The sequence below is a fragment of the Kribbella sp. NPDC004138 genome (assembly GCF_053603655.1).
This window is the reverse complement of sequence record NZ_JBSGFZ010000003.1, coordinates 159,080-178,292: the sequence shown is the minus strand read 5'-3', so window position 1 is coordinate 178,292 and position 19,213 is coordinate 159,080. Positions and strand designations below refer to the sequence as shown.

Here is a 19,213-nt window from a genome sequence, read left to right as displayed (position 1 = left end):
TCACCGCGTGACGACAGTGGCAAGAATGCCGTCGTCCGATAGATTATCGCCATGCACCGGATCGCAGTCCTCGTCGTCGACGGGATCCACAGTTTCGACCTGTCGATGCCGCTCCAGGTGTTCAGTACGGCGCATTCGCTGGAGAAGAAGCCGGGCGAGCTGTTCGGGCCGCGGCTCTACGACCTACGGGTGTGCGGCGAGGCCCGCCAGGTGGTGGTGGCCGGCGTCGGCGGCGTCGAGATGTTCGGGTGCACGCCGCCGTACACGCTCGCCGATGCGCTCGACTCGGACACCATCGTGGTCATCGGCGCCACGTCGGGGCGTGCGTCGTCGGCCCAGATGCTCGGTCTGCTGCGTGAGGCGCATCGGCGCGGCGTCAGGATCGCCTCCATCAGCGCGGGGGGTGCACGGGTGATGGCCGAATCCGGCTTGCTGGACGGACGCCGGATCGCGACGCACTGGTCACGTGCGCGCGACCTCGCCGAGCGGTACCCGCAGGTGCAGGTCGACACCGACGTGCTGTTCATCGACCACGGCGACGTCCTCACCTCGGCCGGGGCGGCGAGCGGGATCGACATGTGCCTGCACATGATCCGGCAGGACTTCGGCTCCGCGGTCGCCGCCGACGTCGCCCGGCACATGGTCGTGCCGCTGCAGCGCGACGGCGGCCAGGCGCCGTACGTCGCACACCCCGAGCCCGGCGACGACCACGGTTCCCTGGAGCCGGCGATGCGGTGGCTACGGCAACGACTGGGCGAACCGGTCACGTTGGCGGACATCGCGGCGTACGTGGGGACCAGCCCGCGCACCGTCAACCGCAAATTCCGGGAACAGACCGGCACGACGCCGCTGCAATGGCTGCTGCGGCAGCGCGTACATCACGCGCAGGAGTTGCTGGAGACCACCGACCTGTCCGTCGAGGAGATCTCCCGGCACTGCGGATTCGGCACTTCGGTCGCGATGCGCCAGCACTTCGCCAAGCACATCAGGACTTCACCTATGGCGTACCGACGCAGCTTCCGGGCCCGCTAAACGCGGCTGTCCGGGTACCGCTGCAGGAGCTGACGCGACGACTCGAACCCCAACCGCTCGTACACCGGCACAGCCTTGCTCCCCGAGTGAACCGTCACGTGCAGAGACCCGAGCCGTACGGCGTGGTCGGCGGCGGCTTGCACCAGCGCCGACCCGATCCCGCGGCCGCGCTGCTCGGGCAGCACGAAGACGCTCTGGATGTCCGCCGACATCCGGCTCAACATCCCAGGACGCGGTACGCGAGGGATCAGCGCGACCCATGCCATACCGACAATCCCGGCCGCGTCCTCGCGGGCGACGTACGCGACATGCGAGCCGTCGCGCGCGTCCCACCACTGCCCGAGCTCGGCCGCGAACGCATCGACTGCCTGCTGCTCCGGCTCCTCGTCACAGCCGTTCAGCCACAACAACCGCGCGAGCCCCGGTACGTCGTCCGCCTTCGCTTCACTGATCCGCACAACGCCGAGCTTTTCACGAGCTAGCGATCGCGCCCATCGGTTTCCAGCAGGCGCAGCCAGATCTCGCTGATCGTCGGGTACGCCGGCACCGCGTGCCAGAGCCGGTCCAGCGGCACCTCGCCGACGATCGCGATGGTGGCGGCGTGCAGAAGCTCGGCGACATCGGGCCCGACCGCGGTGAAGCCGATCAGGACGTTGCGGTCGTCGTCGACGACCATCCGCGCCTGTCCGCGATAGTCGTCGGCGTGCAGTGCGGCCCCGGAGACCGCGCCGAGGTCGTAGTCGACGACCCGGGTCTTCCGGCCGGCGGCCGCCGCGGCCTCCGCAGAGAGCCCGACGGCGGCGACCTCGGGATCGGTGAAGATCACCTGGGTCGCGGCATCCACGTCGGCGGTGACCGCGTGGCGTCCCCACTTGCCCAGGCCCAGCTGATCGCCGCGGGCACGTGCGGCGATCGCGTCGCCGAGCGCGCGAGCCTGGTATTTGCCGTGATGGGTCAGCAGGACCCGCTGGTTGACGTCGCCCGCGGCGTACAGCCAGCCGTCGCCGACAGGCTCGCCGGTGTCATCCAGGACGGCGAGCGCGTCGTCGACCTGCAACCAGTCGCCTGGCGTGAGCCTGATGCTGTCCAGGCCGACATCCTTCGTGTTGGGCGTCCGCCCGGTGGCGACGAGAACCTCGTCAGCTTCGACGGACGTGCCGTCGGAGAGCGTGAGGTGCACTGCTCCCGCGGCGTCCCGGCGTACCTCGGTGGCGTCGACCTCCAGGTGCAGTGTCGCTCCGGCCGAGCGCAGAGCGGCGGCCACCTGCTCACCGGCGAACCGCTCGACACCCGGCAGGAGCCGGCTTTGCGACACGAGCGTCACCTGGGCGCCGAGCGCGATGAACGCGGTCGCCATCTCGGAGGCCACGACGCCCCCGCCAACGATCGCCAACCGCTCCGGGACCGACCGTACGGCGGCCGCGTCGCGGCTCGTCCACGGCTTGACGTCCGCCAATCCCTGAATCGGCGGCAGGAACGCGCTGCTTCCAGTGGCGATCACAACCGCCTGGTTCGCGTGCAGCGTTGTCGTCGTACCGTCTGAGTGGGTAACGGCGACGGTACGACGCCCGGTGACACGTCCGTGGCCGCGGACCAGCGTGATGCCTGCCTGGTTCAGCCACTCGACCTGGCCGGCGTCGCTCCAGTTCGACGTGAACCGGTCGCGCCTGGCCAGCACGAGGGCCGGGTCGAGGTCACCCTTGACCGTCTGGCCTGCGGCCGGGAGTGCGCGAGCGGCTCGCAGTGCGGCGGCGTCGCGGAGGAGGGCCTTGGTCGGCATGCAGGCCCAGTACGAGCATTCGCCGCCGACGAGTTCGTGCTCCACGATCGCGGCGGTGAGGCCGCCCTGCACGACGCGGTCGGCCACGTTCTCGCCGACGGGTCCGGCGCCGATGACGACCACGTCCACAGTGCTGTCCGTCATGTCAGTTCGCCTTCGAGGTGAGGCGGTGCAGGCGGATCGCGGAGATCAGGAAGAACACGCCGCCCAGGATCGCATAGCCCGCGACGGAGGTGAGGGAGGCTTTCGGCCCGCCGGCCATCACGACGAAACTGCCGCCGGCGAGCACCGAGATGCCGCCGCTCAGGATCATCGCCCACTGACCGCCGAGCCGGTACCGCAGGATCGCGACGATCAGCTGCACGGCGCCCGCGGTGATCGCCCACGCGCCCCACACCCGCAGTACGGCGGGAATGCCGGACGCGGACGCGATGCCCAGCCCGACGGCGGTAAGCAGGCTCAGGGCCATGTTGGCGTAGAGCGGCGCCTTCGGGCGGGTGGCACCCGACGTACGGAAGTCGACCACGGCCGCGGCGACGTCGAACAGGGGATAGACCAGCAGGAGAACGACAGTTCCCGGGTTGATCGTCTTGCCGATCCCCATCATCAGGACCGCCCAGACGACGGCGAAGCCGAAGCGGACGAAGTACAGCGTGCGGAGCGCCTTGAGGCCGGCGTCGGGCTTGATGGCATAGGAGGTGGACACGGAATCCTCGCAGTATGGGTAGATAGAACGATCGGTCTACTAGAGGTTGTCCGATGACGCACGGTATTGTCAAGACCGATCGTTCTGTCTGCTAATCTTGGCAGCACTGCGAGAGATCGAAGGGGAGCGGATGTCAGAAGCGCGGGCGCGGCTGCTCGGCACGGCCGGCGAGCTGTTCTATGCCGACGGCATCCACGCCGTGGGGATCGACCGGGTCGTCGCCGAGGCGAAGGTGACACGGGCGACGTTGTACCGGCATTTCCCGAGCAAAGACGACCTGATCGTCGCGTATCTGACCCAGGCCGACGCGGCGATCCGTGAACGGGTCGAGACCGCACGGGCCGAGAGTTCCGGCCCCGAGGACGTCATCCGGGCCGTCAGCCGGTTCATCGCCGAGGACATCCAGCGCGACGGCTTCCGCGGGTGCGCGTTCCTGAACGCCGCCGCGGAGTATCCCGACCCCGAGTTCGGAGTCCACCAGGCCGTGCTGAGTCACCGGCAGTGGTTCCTGGACACGATGACCGAGCTGTTCACCGACCTCGGAAAGATCGACGCGGAACCCGCTGCCCGCCACTTCGTCATGCTCCGCGACGGCGCCATGGCCGCCGGCTGTCTGACCGACCCCAAACCCGTCTGCGACACCTTCCTCCGCGGCGTGGAAGGCCTCCTGACCTACCGCAGCCGCGAACACCCGTCGCCGGCATGACTCAAGGGGACGGGACCTCCGCGCGCGCTCGGGCAGCCGACACGAATGCGGAGCTTCGGCCTGTGAGGATTGCTGGCGGGATCGTGACTCGTCCCGCGTCCGCGCAGACGGCGACCGTGCACGCGTTCCTCGAGCACCTGCGCGCCCAGGGGCTGGAGGACGCGGTTCCCGAGCCGTTGTCGAACGACGGTACGACGGAAACGCTGCGCCTGCTCGAAGGGGACGCGGGCGGTGACGCGTGGCACCACCAGCACAACGTCGAGGGACTCGAATCGGCGGCGCGGCTGCTGCGCCGGGTTCACGACGCGTCGCGTACCTGGGTGCCGCCGGCCGACGCGGTCTTCGGACACCCGGTGCTCGCCGCACCGCCACGGCCCGGCCAAGTCTTCTGTCACGGCGACCCCGGCCCGTGGAACTTCGTGTGGAGGGATGGACAGGCCAGGGGAGTCTTCGACTGGGATTACCTGCATCCTGGCGACCCCGTCGACGACATCGCGTACGCCCTGTTCTGGTTCGCGCCGACGCGAGCCGACGAGCACTGCCTGGGATGGCATCACTTCCCGGCCGTCCCGGATCGTCGCGAACGTATTCGTCGATTCCTGGCGGCGTACGGCCCGACGCAGCCGTTCGACGTGGTCGACGCCATCGTCAGGCGTGGTCAGGCAACGATCGACCTCGTACTGTCCCTGGCTGCACAAGGCAGCGAGCCCCAACGCAGCTGGGTTGCCGACGGGATGATCGACGAAGAAGCGGCCGAGCTGCGATGGGTGGCGGACAACAGGGCCTTGCTGACGCCTTCCTCGACAGCGCCCGGCGGTTGATGTTGGATCAGGTGTTCGTCCAGCTGTGCACGAAGGAGCGCCAGGTGCCGAAGACCGACTTCGACGAGTTTGCTGCGGCGTACTCCGCGGACAACGAACTCAATCTGCTCAACGGCCACTACGAGCGGCCGGCCATGCTGAACCTTGCCGGTGACGTCGCCGGCCGTCGGATCCTCGACGTCGGCTGCGGTTCAGGACCGCTGGCCGCGGCGCTTCGCGATCGGGGCGCGATCATGGCCGGCTTCGACCTGAGCGCAGAAATGCTCGAGCTGGCCCGTGAGAGGCTGGGGGAGGACGCTGACCTGACGGTCGGCGATCTGGCGAAGCCGCTTCCGTACGCCGATGCGCAATTCGACGACGCCATGGCGTCGCTCGTGCTGCACTACCTGGAGGACTGGACCGGGCCGCTGGCCGAGCTCCGCCGGGTGCTGAAACCTGGTGGGCGCCTCATCCTGTCGGTGAACCACCCGATCGTGTACACGGCGTTGAACCCCGATGCCAACTACTTCGACATCGCCGAGTTCTCGTACGACGCCGAGCACGCCGGCCGCACGGTCACCTACAGAAACTGGCACCGCCCACTCCAGGCAATGAACGACGCCTTCACCGCGTCCGGCTTCCGCATCTCCGTCATCAGCGAACCGCCGATCTCCCCGGACACACCGCCCGAACTCCGCCCGCCGCACCAGAACCACCCCGCACGCTTCATCTGCTTCGTCTTCTTCGTCCTCGAAGCCTGCTGACGTCGCGTGACGCCGGACGAGGCACGGAGCGTGCTGGCGGCGCTGGCTCGCGGGCGAGCCCGGTGGCTGGCGGAGACCGTGCCGCGCCTGCGGGCCGAGGGAGTCTGGCTGACTCCGAGGTACACCAGGGCCTGCACCGGATCTCGGTGTGTTCGCCCTGGCCATGCTGCCTTTGGCGGCGAAACACCTCGCGCGTGGCGACCTGGACAAGGCCGCGGCGATGGCGTCGATGCTGAACGCGCCCTTCGACGTCGGGGTCGGCACCGGGCTGGCCGTCGTACTCTCGCGCGTTGAAGGGCACGCCACAGCATCCGCCGCGGTTCACCGCTACCTCGACGTCGTCAAGGCGATCACTGGACCGGACCTTTGGGAGTAACCGAGCGGCGCGTTTGGCAAGGTGCTCACTCACGCCTCCACCAGGCTGGTTCGTCGCGCGGGTCTCCGGTAGACAGGGTTGGTGAGTTCTGTGTCGTCGACCTTTCTGATCGTGGACCTGACCGGCACGTTCGCGTTCGCCCTCAACGGCGCCCTGACCGCGCTCCGGGTCGTCCGCGTGGACATCGTCGGTGTGGTCACGCTCGGCATGTGCACTGCGCTGGGCGGCGGCATCATCCGCGACATCCTGCTCGACGCGCTGCCGCCCGCCACCTTCAGCGACTGGCGGTACCTGACGGTGGCAGCTGTCGGCGGCCTCGTGGCGTTCGTCTTCGGCCGCCACCTCGACCGGGTCGCCAAACCGATCCTGATCCTCGACGCTGCCGGTCTGAGCCTGTTCGCGGTCAGCGGCGCGCTCAAAGGACTCGAGTTCGGGGTCGGCTTCAGCCAGGCGGTCATCCTCGGCACGATCACCGCGGTGGGAGGCGGGACGCTGCGAGACGTCCTCATCCGTGAGATCCCATCGGTCCTGACCAGCGGCCTCTACGCGATCCCGGCGCTTCTGGGCGCGCTCGTCGTCGTCGCCGCGGACCGATTGGGGGCAGCGGGCCTGCCCGCAGCGCTCGTCGCCGCGGGCGTGTGCTTCGTCATCCGCATGCTCGGCGTCCGCTACGACCTCAACGCACCGGTGCCGCCGGGCACCAAGCGCGGAGCATGATGGACGCATGGACAGTGACACCGCGACCGCAGTCCTGAACGCCCTCGACTCGGTCCGGCCCTGGCTAGAGGACTTCTACCGCGACCTGCACGCTCATCCCGAGCTGTCGCACCAGGAGCGACGGACTGCGGCCAACGTGGCCGCGCGCTTGCGAGAGACGGGCTGCGAGGTGCACGAGAGCGTCGGCGGCACCGGGGTCGTCGGCATCCTGCGCCACGGCGAAGGGCCCACCGTGATGCTCCGCGCCGACATGGACGCCCTTCCGGTCCGCGAGCAAACCGGCTTGCCCTACGCCAGTACACAGACCGCGGAAGACGGCACCGCGGTGATGCACGCGTGCGGGCACGACGTACACGTCACCTGCCTGCTCGGCGCCATGACCCTGATGGCGCAGGCGCCCGAGACCTGGTCGGGCACGCTCGTCGCGGTGTTCCAGCCGGCTGAGGAAACCGCCGACGGAGCCCGAGGCATGCTCGAGGACCGACTGGCGGCACTCATCGGCACGGCCGACGTGGCGATGGCCCAGCATGTGCTGCCGTTCACCGCCGGCGCCGTCATGACCCGCTCCGGGCCGACACTGTCCGCCGCTGACAGTATGAAGATCACCGTGCACGGCCGCGGCGCCCACGGCTCCATGCCCCAGGCCGCCGTCGACCCGGTCGTCCTCGCGGCGATGATCGTCGTCCGGCTGCAGACCGTCGTCGCCCGCGAGGTCGCGCCAGGTGACACCGCGGTCCTCACCGTGGGCAGCATCCAGGCCGGTACGAAGAGCAACGTCATCCCCGACCATGCGGTCCTCCAACTCAACGTCCGCACGTACGACGAGAACACCCGGACGACCGTGCTCGGCGCGATCGAGCGGATCGTCCGCGCCGAGTGCAAGGCATCCGGTTCGCCGCAGGATCCCGAGTTCGAGCTCTTCGACCGCTACCCCCTGACCGACAACGACGCCGGCGTCACAGACCGCGTCGCCGCCGCGTTCGCGGACTTCTTCGGTGACCGCGCCGGCCATCTTCCCCAGCAGAGCGCGAGCGAGGACTTCAGCGATATCCCGGCCGCATTCGGCACGCCGTACACCTATTGGGGAATCGGCGGCATCGACCCCGACACCTACCGCGCCGCCGAACAGGCCGGCCGGGTCGCACAGGACATCCCGGTCAACCACTCCGCGAACTTCGCCCCGATCCTCCAGCCCACCCTCGACACCGGCACCCAAGCCCTCGTCGTCGCCGCCATGGCATGGCTAAACCACGACCTGACCCCCTCAGCCCCCGAGCACCGCTGACAACTTGCGCACCACGCCAGACGGGAGGTGTGTGCCTGCGGCGTGGATTGTCGCTGAGAGAACTACACGAACGCCGACCCCAAAGACGAGGCCATCTTGTACAGCCCGGCAGCTGCGCGAACCTCATCGGCGGGCACGTTGTTGCGGAAGATCGCCAGGTCGATGAAGGCGCTTGATCCAGCAGATCGCCGACGGCGATCATGCAGGAGCGGCTGACGCTGAAGGATCGAGTTGCCTAGAAGCCCGCGGGCAACTTGGCAGACCATCGCGGATGTGCGCCTATCCGCCGCTTGGTTGTCGACGCGCCGGGCGTGGTCGGGACCTGTGCTGCCGTAGGGTTCAAGCCGTGTATGAAACCGACGTGCTCGTACTGCGGCCGGGTGCGGGTCCGCGACGCCAGGTCCTCACGTTCACTGTTGTGATCGCTGTGGTCCTCGTCATCGCCGGCGTCCTGGCCGGAGGCCTGCCCGCCTTGATCACCGGCGTCAGCCTCGCGCTGCTGCTGGCCATCACCCTGGCCATTTACCTGTCGCGCTCCCGCATCGTCGTCACACCGGCCGAGATTTCGGCCCGCGGCCTGACCTTCCACCGCCGTCGCGACCGCACCCTCGCCGCATCGGTGCTGCGGGCAACGGTGGTCCAGCCCGGCGCCATCTCCCAGACCATCGTCGTACTCGACGCCGGCCAGCAAGCCCTGCTGACCATCAACGGCGCCCTCTACGCGCCCTCCGATCTGGACCGGCTGGTCAACCACCTCGGCCTGCCCACCGGCGGATCGGACAAGCCGATCACCATGGTGCAACTGGCCCGCCAGCAACCCGGCACGGTGAGCTGGGCCGGCCGCCACCCGATCGCCTTCCCGCTGCTCTGCGCCCTGGGCTTCGCCGTCATCGCAGTAGTCCTCGGAACGATCGTCGCGGCTCTGACAAACTGACCCGCGTGGAGCGCGTCTTCCCTGACGGCACCGCCGACGAGCGAGCGGTGCTGACCGGATTCCTCGACTGGCAACGAGCAACCGTGCACCGAAAGGTGGACGGCCTGCCGACTGAACTCGCCGACCGCGCCCTGCTGGACACGTCCCCACGCATGACGGTCGCCGGCGTCGTCTCGCATCTCCGGCAGACCGAGCACGACTGGTTCGCCGGAAGCTTTCCGACACTTGCCGACGAGCCCTTCGAGCGCGACCAGCACGGAGGCTGGCCCACCGGCGGTCGCGCCATCACCGACCTGTTGAGCGGCTACGCCACCGAGTGCGCGCAGTCGAGACGCATCGTCGCCCAACTGACTCTCGACACGATGCAGCACTTCACACCACCACAGTTCACCCCGGTATCGCTGCGCTGGATCCTCACCCACATGATCGAAGAAACAGCCCGCCACCTAGGCCACCTGGACATCCTGCGCGAACAACTAGACGGCACCCGAGGCTACTGACCCGATCGGCCGCTCAACAGCCGCGGCCCAGCGGTCGCGTGGTTCCGTCGTACGCCGACGACCTCGTCGGTCACCTCGGCCAGCGTCTCGGTCTCCCGGGCCCGGGTCGATTCATATGACGCCCGCGGCGCTGCCTGGCAATAGCCGGGAAAGGTCGGCAACCGCAGCCGATCAGCAGAGCAGGTCGACGGAGGCCACACCCAGGACGCTGTCCGGGCTGTCTCGGGCATGGCCTCGAAGGTCCGACAGCCGTGGCCCCAGCGGCCCAAGCCGCTCACCAAAGCCAGTCGGCGGATGCCACACCCAGGACGCTGTCCTAGCAGTAGCCGCGAAGGATGGGCAGTCGTGGGCCCAGCAGGTGAAGCCGATCAGCAGGCCGTGTCGACGGAGGCAACCCCAGGAGGCTGTCCGGATTGTCCAGCTTCGGCTTGTGCGCGACAGTCCACCAGCGGTCGCCAATGTTTCGACACCTGGCGGGCGTCATTTGGGCGGCCAGGTGGTCAGCTGGTTGTGAACCAGGGCCTGATGGGATGGCGGGGGAGGGCTGGGCGCGGGTCGTCGAAGATCGCCCTGCCTGGAGCCTCCGGCTCGTGCGACAGTCCACCAGCGGTCGCCAATGTTTCGACAGCCGGGCGGGCGCCGTTGGTCAGCTCGTTGTGAGCCAGGGGCCGATGGGATGCCGGGGGAGAGCTGAGCGCGGGTCGTCGAGGATCGCTCGGGTTTGCGCGGTGTACTCGCGGCTTGCGCGCCAACATCCCTGCGGCGGCTGCAGGCCGTCGGCGAGCCGGGGCGTCATCGCCTCGAGGGCGCCACGCAGGGATTCGATCACCGCCGCACCATGCCGGGCACGCCAGCTCCGTTCAACCTGCGTCACCCGCTCCGCGTAGGCGTCCCGTTCCCGCAGCCCCGCCGGGGTCAGTGCGACGACCTTGCCGCGGCCCGTCTCGGCCGTACTGACAGCGATCATTCCCGCCCGTTCCAGCGCCCCGAGCGCTGGCACCACCGGCCGGCCCGTCACCCCGGTCCGCCCGGGCAACTCCCGAACTCGGATCGGGTCGGCACTGAGCACAGGCAGGAAGTTCGCGGCGACCGCCATCGGCACCGGCGAACTCGCCTCAACCTCGCATGCAAAGGCCTCCAGCGCAGCCGCAAGCGGATCAGCGATCGACCCTTCCGCGGCCGTGCCCGTGATTGCCGCCAGCGAGCTCCGCAGCTCACCCATCACGACCCGTCCGAAGCGTCGCGTCCACCGATCATCCGTCGCCGCGATGATCGGCGGCCAGAATTCCATGGCGCGGCGACAGACAGCCTTCGGGATGACCACCGACGTACCGCGCAGCCGCCGACTGCTCCCGTACCCGTCCCGCGACGGTCGCCGGACCGGCCCGCCGGCCTCGAGCCGCACCTCGACGTACCCCCACCGCTCCACACCGCCGATCATCGGAAACAGCTCTTTCGCGCTCCAGCCCGTCCGCTCGAGCAGCGCAACGACCGGCGTACCCACGTTGTCGACGTGACGCAGCAACGACCAGAACACGACCGGCAGCTTGAACCCTGGGAACCCCGCCCGCGCCAACTGTGCCTCGAACTCGTTGTCCACCTCGATCCGGAACGCCATCAACGCCTGAGCCAGCAAGGTAGACACAGCCGGCTCCAGCACCCTGTTGTTGCTCATGCCGCGATGCTAGAAGCAGCCACCGACAGCCGGGCTCCAGCTCGCTAGCCCTGGCTCGCGAAGGCGGGAAACAGTTTCGGTGGCGGTTTGGCGGCGTCGGTCCAGCGCTCTGTCATGGCGTCGGCCAGTTCGCAGAACCAGCGCGCCAAGTCCGGTAGGGTGCCGGCACGATCGGTCAGCCGATTCAACACTCCGATCTGCTGCACAAGCTGTGCACGACGGCGCCAACTGTCGTGGGGAGTCTGGTTGGTTCGGGCGATCACCGGAAGGCGGGTCACTCTGCTGGCAAGTGCTGCTGCCGCACCAACTGCGAGCATCTTGTCGTACCCGTGCAGCCCGTCCGCAGCGAGGGCGGCTCCTAGCGCGTTGCGGTAGGTGTGGTCTGCGGCTTCGGTGACCGGTTCTGGGAGCACGGACCAGTTCGCGCTGTGGTGTGGGAAGGGGTAGTGCAGGAATGAGGCGTCGACCCCGATGTGCCCGAAACCAGAGCCTTCGAAGTCGACCAACCGGATACCTCGGTCGGTGACCAGGGCGTTGGTCGGGTTGAGGTCGTTGTGTACGAGAGCGGCGTACCGACCTGGCTCCTCGAGTTGTGAACGGACGAAGGCGATGTCGTCCCGCGCGGCTCGCGCGTCCGGAAATCCCAGCTCTGCGCAGGCCTGTTCGACGACGTGCCATCGGCGGGCGCCTCCTGTTCCGGCTCCACCGCCGGTGGTGACGTCGGCGGAGCCGAACTCTGCCAGCGCCAGGTCGTGGTCGATACGACGGCCCAGCGTGGTGGCGTGGAGCCGCCCGATGGTTTGCGCGAAGTCCACCATCGCGGTGGCTGCGCGCTCGGAATCGTTGCCGAGCAGCACTGTCTCCAGGGTTGGCCACGTCCCGAGGTCTGACTGGACTACGACGCCGGCTTGGTCGGCGGTCAGGATCACACGTGCAGCCACGCCGCTGAGGACTGCGGTGCGCAGCCCGGCGGCCTCGCGCCGCAGATAGGCCGGTCCGCCATGCCCTTCGCCCTCCACTCGTCTGGTTTTGACGATGACCGTTCGGCTTGGGCCTTCCGTCGGACCAGCGCCCAGGCCGGACAGGTCACGGTCGAACACCAGCCGAGTGACAGGCGCCCAGTCATGACCGACCTGCTGAGCGTCGGCGATGACGGGTCGCCGCCCACAAATCCGGGCGAGTCCGTCCAGAACGGCCTGTTGTCGCTCGATCGTCAACGGGTAGTGCATACCGGACCTCTCGGGATGTCTTCGGCGGCCCCGAATCGTAGCCGCCGCCTCGGTTCGCCTTGGTCCTCCTGCTGGCGGCGCGGAAGCCAGCCGCATCGCCGTCGCGGGGGGAGACGCCCAGAGGTTGTGCTGATGGAGCTGCGCCGATGTCAACATCGGCGAGAGACGGGATCTTTGCGTCAGCTGCAATTCCCGTTGGTTACTGGCACCGCGACGTGTCGTTCAGGTACTGCTGGCTCACCGCGCCATGGGTTAGGGTCGCGGATGCGAAAGTTCCTGTCTATGGTTTTTGCGGCGGGGCTGGTGAGTGGTTGCTCCGCCGTTCCCCGCAGCTCGGCACCCACCCCATTGCCTGCGACCGAGAGCGCGCTCGCTCCGACTCCGACGACTCCGGCTGTGTCGTCAGGGACGAAGGTGCCGGTGCAGCGCGTCGCTCTCGGGTCGTTGCGACTGCAGTCGCGCTGGTGGGAGTGGGCGTCGGTCGCGGAGAACGTCAATCCGGTGCTGGACGAGACCGGTGCGCACTGTGGGAACAACCAGCCGGAGGATGTCTGGCTGGTCGCCGGCACGTTCGGCGGCCAGGTTTCTCGCGCGTGCGGCTGGCCTGCTGGACGCCCGTTGGCCGGTCCGGTGGTCAACCTGGTCGACGACGAAGCGGGATGCCAGGCGTTCCTGGCCGACGCGACGGGCAGCGTGACGTTCGACGGACGGCCGGTCCCGATCCAGCGGCTCGGAGCCGAAAACATCCGGTTCACCGCTCAGGCAGGCAATCCCAGTGGGTTCGAAGCGGGGCTGCTCAAGGGCGTCGCTTGCGGGCTCTGGTTCGCGGTGCCCCCAGCGGCACCCGGCCGGCACGTGCTGGTGATCCGCGGGTCGAGCGGCGACTTTGCGACGACGGCGACGTACAACCTGACCGTGCGCGGGACAACGGCGTACTGACATCCCATAACCGGCATGGAGGGGGAGTTGGTAAGCCGGAAGTTCCACGGAGCGGAGTGCCTCGATCGCCGGAGCTCAGCGAGCGTGTGCGGCTCCATCACTTATCTACGCAGTCAGGCAGTCAACTCATCCTTCTTGACTGGCAGGGACGGGAGTTGATGAGCCGGGAGTAGCGGGGGAGCGGGGCGCCGGGGCCGCGGTCGCGCCGCTTGCTTAGAGGTGCTCGGGGCTAACCGCCCGGCGTTCGAGGCCACCGCACCCGGCGCGGGAGACCCGTCGTTCGTCCACGAGCCGCCAGGCTAGACATGTTGCGCGCTCAGGCTCTGGCTCACCTGTGTTGTAGGTCCAACGTCCCTTTGCTTTGCCTGGCTAGGGATCCAGCTGATGCCGGCGGCCTGGGCGATCCCGCCAGCCGGGCCCCTCGACGTCACGCTAACCGCCAACTGGTCGGACACCCCGGACGCAGGAGTCCACCGAGCTCGGGCCGTTCACACCACCCGGTCCTGTGTGCTTCACTGTCGCACGATCACGCCTCGACCAGGAGGTTCGAGAATGTTGCGCAAGGGCATAGGTCGCGCTGCTGCCATCGCGGCGGCGAGTGTTTTGTTCGGGTTCGGGCAAATCGTCGTTCCTGGGGCAGCGCAGCTTCCCGTTGCTCACGCTGATGCGGGCTACTTCGATGATTGCCCATACGACTGGCTTCACTGTGGAACCGGTGAACAGGTCGACCTCACTGCTGACGAAGTTCGCGCACGCACTGACCTTTGTCTGTGGGACAACAACGACGGCAGTCATCCGAACGCTGCAGTGTGCATCAAGCGGGACGGAGACGTGGTCTTCGTGCGGGACACTGACAGCGACGGCCGATCAGCACTCGGGCAGATCGGCTTCACTGTCGACAACATCTATGTCTGCAGGAACGGGCACGGTTCCGGGACATGGGCGCGATGTGACTTCCAGTGGCCGGAGAGCAATGCTCGCCTTCGCACGATGGACTGCGATTTCGACAATGCGCCGATCAGTTTCGGGTCGACCGAATGCACCAGGTCGGAGCGCTACGTCGACTTCCTAGGGTGACCCCGGCCGGTGTCTGAGATGAGCTCTGTGCGCCGGGCTCTGCTATGTCTGGCTGCCGCTATCACGCGTACCCGGTGACGTCATCGCCGAGCGCCGATAACGGACATTATGTCAACTACCAGCCCGCGACCCTGATCCGGCCAGGGGCTGAGAGCCCAGTGTTTATACCTTGTTCGCGACCACCATGTAGTTCTCGGCCTCAAGATCGAACGTGCTCACTTCCGTCCGGAGTCCGACCCGGTGCAGTTCGACTTCGAGTTCCTCGTACCGGTAGGGCCAGCAGGACAGCAGTTCCGCGCGGACAAGAACCGACCCGGTCGCATCAACTTGCGCGATCGCGATCTCGATGTGGTGCTCGTCCTCCCAATTCGGCGCAATTTCCCAGCGGTAGACCACGACGGCATCGCGACCGTTCCGGCGGACGAGTCGGTCACTGATGTCCAGCCGGGAACCTCTGGCCCTCACGAGTTCCCAGGTGCGGGATGTGAGCACCAAGCGCCCGCCAGGGCGCAGGAGCCGTGACATCGACTCCAGAGCAGCACCCCTGCCTGTCGCGCCCGCGGCATGGTGAAGCGAGTTGCCAACGCAGAACACCATGTCGAACGTGCCGTCCTCGAAATGGTCGGGCAACTCTTCCCAGCTCGCCTGCACGGCCCGGACGGATGCCCCGAACTCCTCGGACAACTCTGCAGTTCGACGAACCATCGCTTCGCTGGCGTCAGTTGCGACCACCTGTATGCCACGACCGGCGATTCCAACCGCCAACTGTCCGGTTCCGCACGAACAGTCGAGGACGTGAGCGTTCGACGGCAGGAGACTGAGGACGTCATCGAACGACGCAGCGAACTCGGCTGGCGGCAACTTTGCATCCGAGATGAGCCATTCGTACACCTCGGCAAGCACGTCATAATCCGTCACAACCGCTACCTCCGTCATGCAGCAGACTCCCGGCGGGACGTCAGTCCATCAGCGGAGCAAGCCGAGCACCAAATGGTTTTCGCACGGACAACCCGTCCACGCATCCCGCGGATAGCGCGAGCTGATCGGGAAATATCAATACATCCGAATTGCATCAGATGATCAGGTACGTAGCCGCGGAACCACTGCCCCGCGCAACGGCACCGACAGGGCTGGACCGGGCGTCTCCGGGGATGAGTGCACCACCCTGGCACAAACCTCATCTGTCGCGTTCGGCGCTGACGATCAGGAAGTTCGGCAGTGCGACGTAGGACTCGATCGCGTCGATTCCGCTGTCTCGTGCGACCTGTGGATCAAGTCTCGGTTCGCACACTTCAGTCACGCGGCACCCGAGACCGACGAGCTCGTTGATGTAGGCAGACAGCGGGCGGTGGAAGTCGGGTGCATGGCCCTCTGGCATCTCGTACTCATCCAGGTACCGATCAAGTTGGTAATGACCGTGATCCCGCCATGTTCGGTAGAGATTCTCAAACGCCGGATGAGTGATCGAGAACACGAATCGGCCGCCCGGCTTCAGTGCGCTGACGCACGCCGCCATCGCCGACTGCCAGGCGGGTATGGCGAGCAGCACCATGCTGCAGACCACCGCGTCGAATGGCTGACCAACCTCCGGCAACGACGAGAGATCAGCCTGCACGAACCTGATTCCCTGACGCCGCTCCTGCTCGATCTTCTGAGCGCGCGCCAGCAGCGCGGCAGCCGGCTCCACACCAACGACCTCAGCTCCGCCTGCGGCCAACAGCCGGCTCAAATAGCCTTCGCCACTGCCTGCATCGAGGACTTTCCGACCATCGACGGGCCCCAGCATCCGGAGCAGGTTCCCATTCATCAAGTGGCGCTTGGGAAAGTCGCCCTGATCGTCGTACGCCTCAATCGCGTCAGTCGGCATCGCCGACCACGCTGCGATCGCCTCTGAGTTACTGATCGTGGACATGTGGACACACCTCTCCAATGACAGATCGGAGCGGTCCCCCTGGGTGGTCACAGTTGGGGGCCGCTGTGGATGTGGATGTGTAGGTGTTTTGAGTCCTGGTAGGTGCCGAGGTTGGTGAGGACTGCGGCTGCGCCTGTGGTTCGGACTGTGTGGGCGGCGATTGACTGGACGACTTCGAGTAGCCGGCGGGCTGAGGGTTCGTCGGACGGTGTCAGGGTGATCAGCGATGCGATGTGTTTCTTCGGTACTGCGACGATGTGGTTCGTCCAGAATGGCCGGGTGTGGTGGAACGCCAGGACCAGGTCGTCCTCGTGTACGACGTTGAGGCGGCTAGGGTCTGGGATCGCTACGTCGCAGTAGAAGTCGTCGCCGTTGTACCGCGGGGCCGGTTCCATCATTGGAGGATATCGAGTGTTGACCGAGCGGATGGTTGGCGAGCTTCGGCGGCGGGTGGCCGGGTTGGTCGATGAGCACGAGGTGCCTGGGCTTGCGGTCGGTGTCTGTGACGCGGATTCGGTGCTGTGGTCCGCTGGGTTCGGGAGCACCCGACGCGGCGGTGGCTTGCCGGTTGACAGCGAGACGATGTTCGGCGTGCTGTCGTGCTCCAAGATGTACACCGCGACGGCTGTTCTGCTGGCGGTACAGGACGGACTGGTCGATCTTGATGTGCCTGTCCCCCGGTATTTGCCGGAATTTCGCGTCAACAGTTCGTTCGAGCAGGATCCTGAGCGTCGTATCACGCTGCGGCACCTCCTCGGCCACACCGCCGGATTCACCCATGAAGCACCGGTCGGATCAAATTATGTGGTCGGCAGAGAATCGTTCGAGGAGCATTGTCGCAGCATTTATGACACCTGGCTGCGGTTTCCTGTGGGTGAACGGTATCAGTATTCGAATCTTGGTATAGATCTCGCCGGGTATATCCTGCAGCGAGTGACTGGATTACCTTTCCATGAGTTCGTACGACGGGCATTGTTCGACCCGCTCGCGCTGCAGCGGACAACCTTCGACTCGAAGGTGATCGGGAGCGCTGAGCGCCGGGCGATCGGGCATTCCAAAGGGTATGGGCGCTTGCCGGTTCGTGTTCCGATGGTGGCGGCAGGTGGTCTCTACACGACGGTCGACGACGCCTGCCGGTATCTCCAGTTCCACCTCCGCGGTGGTGAGTCGCTCCTCTCCCCCGACCTTCTGCAGGAAATGTATACCGGTCTGGAATATGGTCTGGGAACGGCTCTGATGCAAGTGAACGGCATTCCTGTGCGCGGCCACGGCGGCGGAGGTTTCGGGTTCCTGTCCGATATGTACTGGGCACCGGAAGAGAAATTGGGTGTCGTCGTCCTGACGAATTCCACCGATCATCCTCTTCAATGGAAGTTGGTCGCCGAGATCTTCACCCGAATTCTCGCGACGGGCGAGGTCGACGGCCCCTGGAACCGTACCTACGCCATCCATGCGGGTGGAGTCCGTGACGGAACAGCCTGGTTGCGGAAGGCGAACGGCGAACTCTTCTTCGACCACTGGACCGGCGTGACCGTCGGGCTGCAGGAGCACCAACCGGGCCTGTACATCTCCACGACTGGTGAGGTCCTGGACCTCACCCGCACGCCTCCGACGTACGCGAACGTCCGTCTCCACGCGCTCAAAGACCGATAACTCGGTGTCGTAAAGATCGCGGTCCTGCTAGAAACGCAGCCATGGCTGATCGCGGCATCGTTGTGGTTGGGGCCGGCATCGTCGGTGCGTCGCTGGCGTACCACCTGGCCGGTCATGGGCGACTGGTGACGTTGATCGACGCGGGTCTGCCCGGATCCGGCGCCACCCGTGCGTCGTTCGCCTGGATCGGACGGCCGGTCAGCAGCGACCTGCCCTCGGCGCCACTGCGGTATCTCGCGCTGGACGAATATCACCAGCTCGAGGCAGAACTCCCCCAGTTGGCGATTCGCTGGACAGGCTCGCTCAGCTGGGACGGCTTCGACGAGGCCCCGGGCCCGAGCACCGACGACGCCGCGGCGCTCGAACCGAACCTCGTCACTCCCCCGGCCGAGGCCGTGCATCACCCGGAGGACGGCGCGCTCGACCCCGTCGCGGCGATCGATCTCCTGATCGCAGCCGCGCGCGACCGAGGCGCACGGCTCCTGCCCGGCACACCAGCGACCGCCCTTGTCCAAGAAGACGGCACCGTGAGCGGCGTCCAAACAACGGCAGGTCTCATCGACGCAGACACGGTCGTCCTCTCCGCCGGCACAGGAGCGGTCGCACTGTGCTCCGGCGTCGGCGTCACCTTGCCGGTCAAGCCGTCGGCCGCCATCCTCGTCCGGTTGCGCGCCAACCCTGGCATCGTCCGAGCGATCGTCGCGACGCCGGACATGGAGGCCCGCCAGCTCGACGACGGAACGATCCTGGCCCCCACGGCGTACAGCGGCGAGGCGGATCAGGCTGCGCTGCACGCGACCGCCCAGCGCGTCCGCGACCGGTTCGCGTCGTCGTTCGCGGGGGCCGACGACACGGAGGTCGTCTCCGCCGAGGTCGGCTGGCGCCCGATGCCCGTCGACGGTGAACCGATCATCGGCCGCCCGGCCGGGACGCACGGGCTGTACGTCGCGGTGATGCACTCGGCGATCACGCTGGCCGCCGCCGTCGGCCGCCTCGCCGCGGACGAGATCCTCACCGGAACGGCGGCGCCCGAGCTCGCAGGCTGCCGGCCCGACAGGTTCCGCTGATCGCACGCAACGACTTTGTGAATCCGATCGCAAATGGGTATCCGCGGATGCCCTGGTGCTG

General features: G+C 67.2%; 22 protein-coding genes. 13 read left to right on the top strand and 9 right to left on the bottom strand.

Going from position 1 to position 19,213, the window contains the following annotated elements; genetic code table 11:
- Positions 1-51 precede the first annotated feature (51 nt).
- Positions 52-1,032 carry a GlxA family transcriptional regulator gene (locus ACWEOO_RS05030; protein ID WP_363716050.1) on the top strand — a complete coding sequence of 327 codons (981 nt, stop codon included), beginning with the start codon at positions 52-54 and terminating at the stop codon, positions 1,030-1,032.
- On the opposite strand, the gene ACWEOO_RS05025 is transcribed toward ACWEOO_RS05030, so the two are convergent.
- The 3 genes from ACWEOO_RS05025 to ACWEOO_RS05015 are packed head-to-tail and all read right to left on the bottom strand — an operon-like array spanning position 1,029 to position 3,518.
- The gene (locus tag ACWEOO_RS05025; RefSeq protein ID WP_452141854.1) at positions 1,029-1,490 is read right to left on the bottom strand and encodes a GNAT family N-acetyltransferase; all 462 of its coding nucleotides are present in this window, start codon (positions 1,488-1,490) and stop codon (positions 1,029-1,031) included. The genes ACWEOO_RS05030 and ACWEOO_RS05025 overlap by 4 nt on opposite strands.
- 20 nt (positions 1,491-1,510) lie before the next feature.
- A complete protein-coding gene (locus tag ACWEOO_RS05020; protein WP_452141853.1) occupies positions 1,511-2,956 on the bottom strand; it encodes a dihydrolipoyl dehydrogenase family protein in 1,446 nt (481 codons plus the stop codon).
- A gap of 1 nt (position 2,957) precedes the next feature.
- A complete protein-coding gene (locus tag ACWEOO_RS05015; RefSeq protein WP_452141852.1) occupies positions 2,958-3,518 on the bottom strand; it encodes a hypothetical protein in 561 nt (186 codons plus the stop codon).
- 130 nt (positions 3,519-3,648) lie between these two features.
- Between ACWEOO_RS05015 and ACWEOO_RS05010 the strand changes: the two genes are divergently transcribed.
- The 8 genes from ACWEOO_RS05010 to ACWEOO_RS04975 all read left to right on the top strand — a co-directional run bounded on the left by ACWEOO_RS05010 (position 3,649) and on the right by ACWEOO_RS04975 (position 9,600).
- Entirely contained in the window at positions 3,649-4,224 is a 576-nt protein-coding gene (locus ACWEOO_RS05010; protein WP_452141851.1) for a TetR/AcrR family transcriptional regulator, read from the top strand.
- Positions 4,225-4,286: 62 nt separating this feature from the next.
- Positions 4,287-5,045, top strand: a complete 759-nt coding sequence (locus tag ACWEOO_RS05005) for a phosphotransferase (protein WP_452141850.1) — start codon at positions 4,287-4,289, stop codon at positions 5,043-5,045.
- Between the two features lie 44 nt (positions 5,046-5,089).
- Complete coding sequence (locus ACWEOO_RS05000; RefSeq protein ID WP_452141849.1) at positions 5,090-5,788, top strand: class I SAM-dependent methyltransferase; 699 nt, start codon at positions 5,090-5,092, stop codon at positions 5,786-5,788.
- A 148-nt stretch (positions 5,789-5,936) separates the two neighbouring features.
- The gene (locus ACWEOO_RS04995) at positions 5,937-6,164 is read left to right on the top strand and encodes a hypothetical protein (RefSeq protein WP_452141848.1); all 228 of its coding nucleotides are present in this window, start codon (positions 5,937-5,939) and stop codon (positions 6,162-6,164) included.
- An 81-nt stretch (positions 6,165-6,245) separates the two neighbouring features.
- Positions 6,246-6,881: a trimeric intracellular cation channel family protein gene (locus ACWEOO_RS04990; protein ID WP_452141847.1), complete on the top strand. Its 636-nt coding sequence runs from the start codon at positions 6,246-6,248 to the stop codon at positions 6,879-6,881.
- 7 nt (positions 6,882-6,888) lie between these two features.
- Positions 6,889-8,166, top strand: coding sequence for an amidohydrolase (locus ACWEOO_RS04985; protein ID WP_452141846.1), 1,278 nt, complete (start codon positions 6,889-6,891; stop codon positions 8,164-8,166).
- Between the two features lie 427 nt (positions 8,167-8,593).
- The gene (locus ACWEOO_RS04980) at positions 8,594-9,100 is read left to right on the top strand and encodes a hypothetical protein (RefSeq protein WP_452141845.1); all 507 of its coding nucleotides are present in this window, start codon (positions 8,594-8,596) and stop codon (positions 9,098-9,100) included.
- Between the two features lie 47 nt (positions 9,101-9,147).
- On the top strand, positions 9,148-9,600 hold the full coding sequence (locus ACWEOO_RS04975; protein ID WP_452141844.1) for a DinB family protein: 453 nt from the start codon (positions 9,148-9,150) through the stop codon (positions 9,598-9,600).
- Here the strand turns inward: ACWEOO_RS04975 and ACWEOO_RS04970 are convergent.
- The 3 genes from ACWEOO_RS04970 to ACWEOO_RS04960 all read right to left on the bottom strand — a co-directional run bounded on the left by ACWEOO_RS04970 (position 9,594) and on the right by ACWEOO_RS04960 (position 12,492).
- The gene (locus ACWEOO_RS04970) at positions 9,594-9,830 is read right to left on the bottom strand and encodes a hypothetical protein (RefSeq protein WP_452141843.1); all 237 of its coding nucleotides are present in this window, start codon (positions 9,828-9,830) and stop codon (positions 9,594-9,596) included. The two genes, ACWEOO_RS04975 and ACWEOO_RS04970, sit on opposite strands and share 7 nt — an antisense overlap.
- 416 nt (positions 9,831-10,246) lie before the next feature.
- Complete coding sequence (locus ACWEOO_RS04965) at positions 10,247-11,275, bottom strand: MarR family winged helix-turn-helix transcriptional regulator (RefSeq protein WP_452141842.1); 1,029 nt, start codon at positions 11,273-11,275, stop codon at positions 10,247-10,249.
- Positions 11,276-11,319: 44 nt separating this feature from the next.
- Positions 11,320-12,492 (bottom strand): phosphotransferase family protein, encoded by a 1,173-nt coding sequence (locus ACWEOO_RS04960; RefSeq protein ID WP_452141841.1) that lies wholly within the window; start codon positions 12,490-12,492, stop codon positions 11,320-11,322.
- Between the two features lie 432 nt (positions 12,493-12,924).
- Here ACWEOO_RS04960 and ACWEOO_RS04955 point away from each other — a divergent pair, with 432 nt between their 5' ends.
- Both ACWEOO_RS04955 and ACWEOO_RS04950 read left to right on the top strand, forming a co-directional pair.
- Positions 12,925-13,443: a hypothetical protein gene (locus tag ACWEOO_RS04955; RefSeq protein WP_452141840.1), complete on the top strand. Its 519-nt coding sequence runs from the start codon at positions 12,925-12,927 to the stop codon at positions 13,441-13,443.
- 552 nt (positions 13,444-13,995) lie between these two features.
- Positions 13,996-14,520, top strand: a complete 525-nt coding sequence (locus ACWEOO_RS04950) for a hypothetical protein (RefSeq protein ID WP_359928244.1) — start codon at positions 13,996-13,998, stop codon at positions 14,518-14,520.
- 162 nt (positions 14,521-14,682) lie between these two features.
- Here ACWEOO_RS04950 and ACWEOO_RS04945 read toward each other — a convergent pair whose 3' ends face one another.
- From ACWEOO_RS04945 to ACWEOO_RS04935, 3 genes are all read right to left on the bottom strand, one after another.
- A complete protein-coding gene (locus ACWEOO_RS04945; RefSeq protein WP_452141839.1) occupies positions 14,683-15,456 on the bottom strand; it encodes a class I SAM-dependent methyltransferase in 774 nt (257 codons plus the stop codon).
- A 241-nt stretch (positions 15,457-15,697) separates the two neighbouring features.
- Entirely contained in the window at positions 15,698-16,432 is a 735-nt protein-coding gene (locus tag ACWEOO_RS04940; RefSeq protein ID WP_452141838.1) for a class I SAM-dependent methyltransferase, read from the bottom strand.
- A 47-nt stretch (positions 16,433-16,479) separates the two neighbouring features.
- On the bottom strand, positions 16,480-16,827 hold the full coding sequence (locus tag ACWEOO_RS04935; RefSeq protein ID WP_452141837.1) for an HIT domain-containing protein: 348 nt from the start codon (positions 16,825-16,827) through the stop codon (positions 16,480-16,482).
- 16 nt (positions 16,828-16,843) lie between these two features.
- Here ACWEOO_RS04935 and ACWEOO_RS04930 point away from each other — a divergent pair, with 16 nt between their 5' ends.
- Both ACWEOO_RS04930 and ACWEOO_RS04925 read left to right on the top strand, forming a co-directional pair.
- Positions 16,844-18,085, top strand: a complete 1,242-nt coding sequence (locus ACWEOO_RS04930) for a serine hydrolase domain-containing protein (protein ID WP_452141836.1) — start codon at positions 16,844-16,846, stop codon at positions 18,083-18,085.
- Between the two features lie 41 nt (positions 18,086-18,126).
- Positions 18,127-19,152, top strand: a complete 1,026-nt coding sequence (locus tag ACWEOO_RS04925) for an NAD(P)/FAD-dependent oxidoreductase (RefSeq protein ID WP_452141835.1) — start codon at positions 18,127-18,129, stop codon at positions 19,150-19,152.
- Positions 19,153-19,213: the final 61 nt, after the last annotated feature.

Bases quoted from the DNA above. Each gene is read 5' to 3' on its own strand.
- ACWEOO_RS05030 (WP_363716050.1), top strand. From the start codon at position 52: ATGCACCGGATCGCAGTCCTCGTCGTCGACGGGATCCACAGTTTCGAC.
- ACWEOO_RS05020 (WP_452141853.1), bottom strand. From the start codon at position 2,956: ATGACGGACAGCACTGTGGACGTGGTCGTCATCGGCGCCGGACCCGTC.
- ACWEOO_RS05010 (WP_452141851.1), top strand. From the start codon at position 3,649: ATGTCAGAAGCGCGGGCGCGGCTGCTCGGCACGGCCGGCGAGCTGTTC.
- ACWEOO_RS04985 (WP_452141846.1), top strand. From the start codon at position 6,889: ATGGACAGTGACACCGCGACCGCAGTCCTGAACGCCCTCGACTCGGTC.
- ACWEOO_RS04970 (WP_452141843.1), bottom strand. From the start codon at position 9,830: ATGCCCGAGACAGCCCGGACAGCGTCCTGGGTGTGGCCTCCGTCGACC.
- ACWEOO_RS04965 (WP_452141842.1), bottom strand. From the start codon at position 11,275: ATGAGCAACAACAGGGTGCTGGAGCCGGCTGTGTCTACCTTGCTGGCT.
- ACWEOO_RS04950 (WP_359928244.1), top strand. From the start codon at position 13,996: ATGTTGCGCAAGGGCATAGGTCGCGCTGCTGCCATCGCGGCGGCGAGT.
- ACWEOO_RS04945 (WP_452141839.1), bottom strand. From the start codon at position 15,456: ATGACGGAGGTAGCGGTTGTGACGGATTATGACGTGCTTGCCGAGGTG.
- ACWEOO_RS04940 (WP_452141838.1), bottom strand. From the start codon at position 16,432: ATGTCCACGATCAGTAACTCAGAGGCGATCGCAGCGTGGTCGGCGATG.
- ACWEOO_RS04935 (WP_452141837.1), bottom strand. From the start codon at position 16,827: ATGGAACCGGCCCCGCGGTACAACGGCGACGACTTCTACTGCGACGTA.
- ACWEOO_RS04925 (WP_452141835.1), top strand. From the start codon at position 18,127: ATGGCTGATCGCGGCATCGTTGTGGTTGGGGCCGGCATCGTCGGTGCG.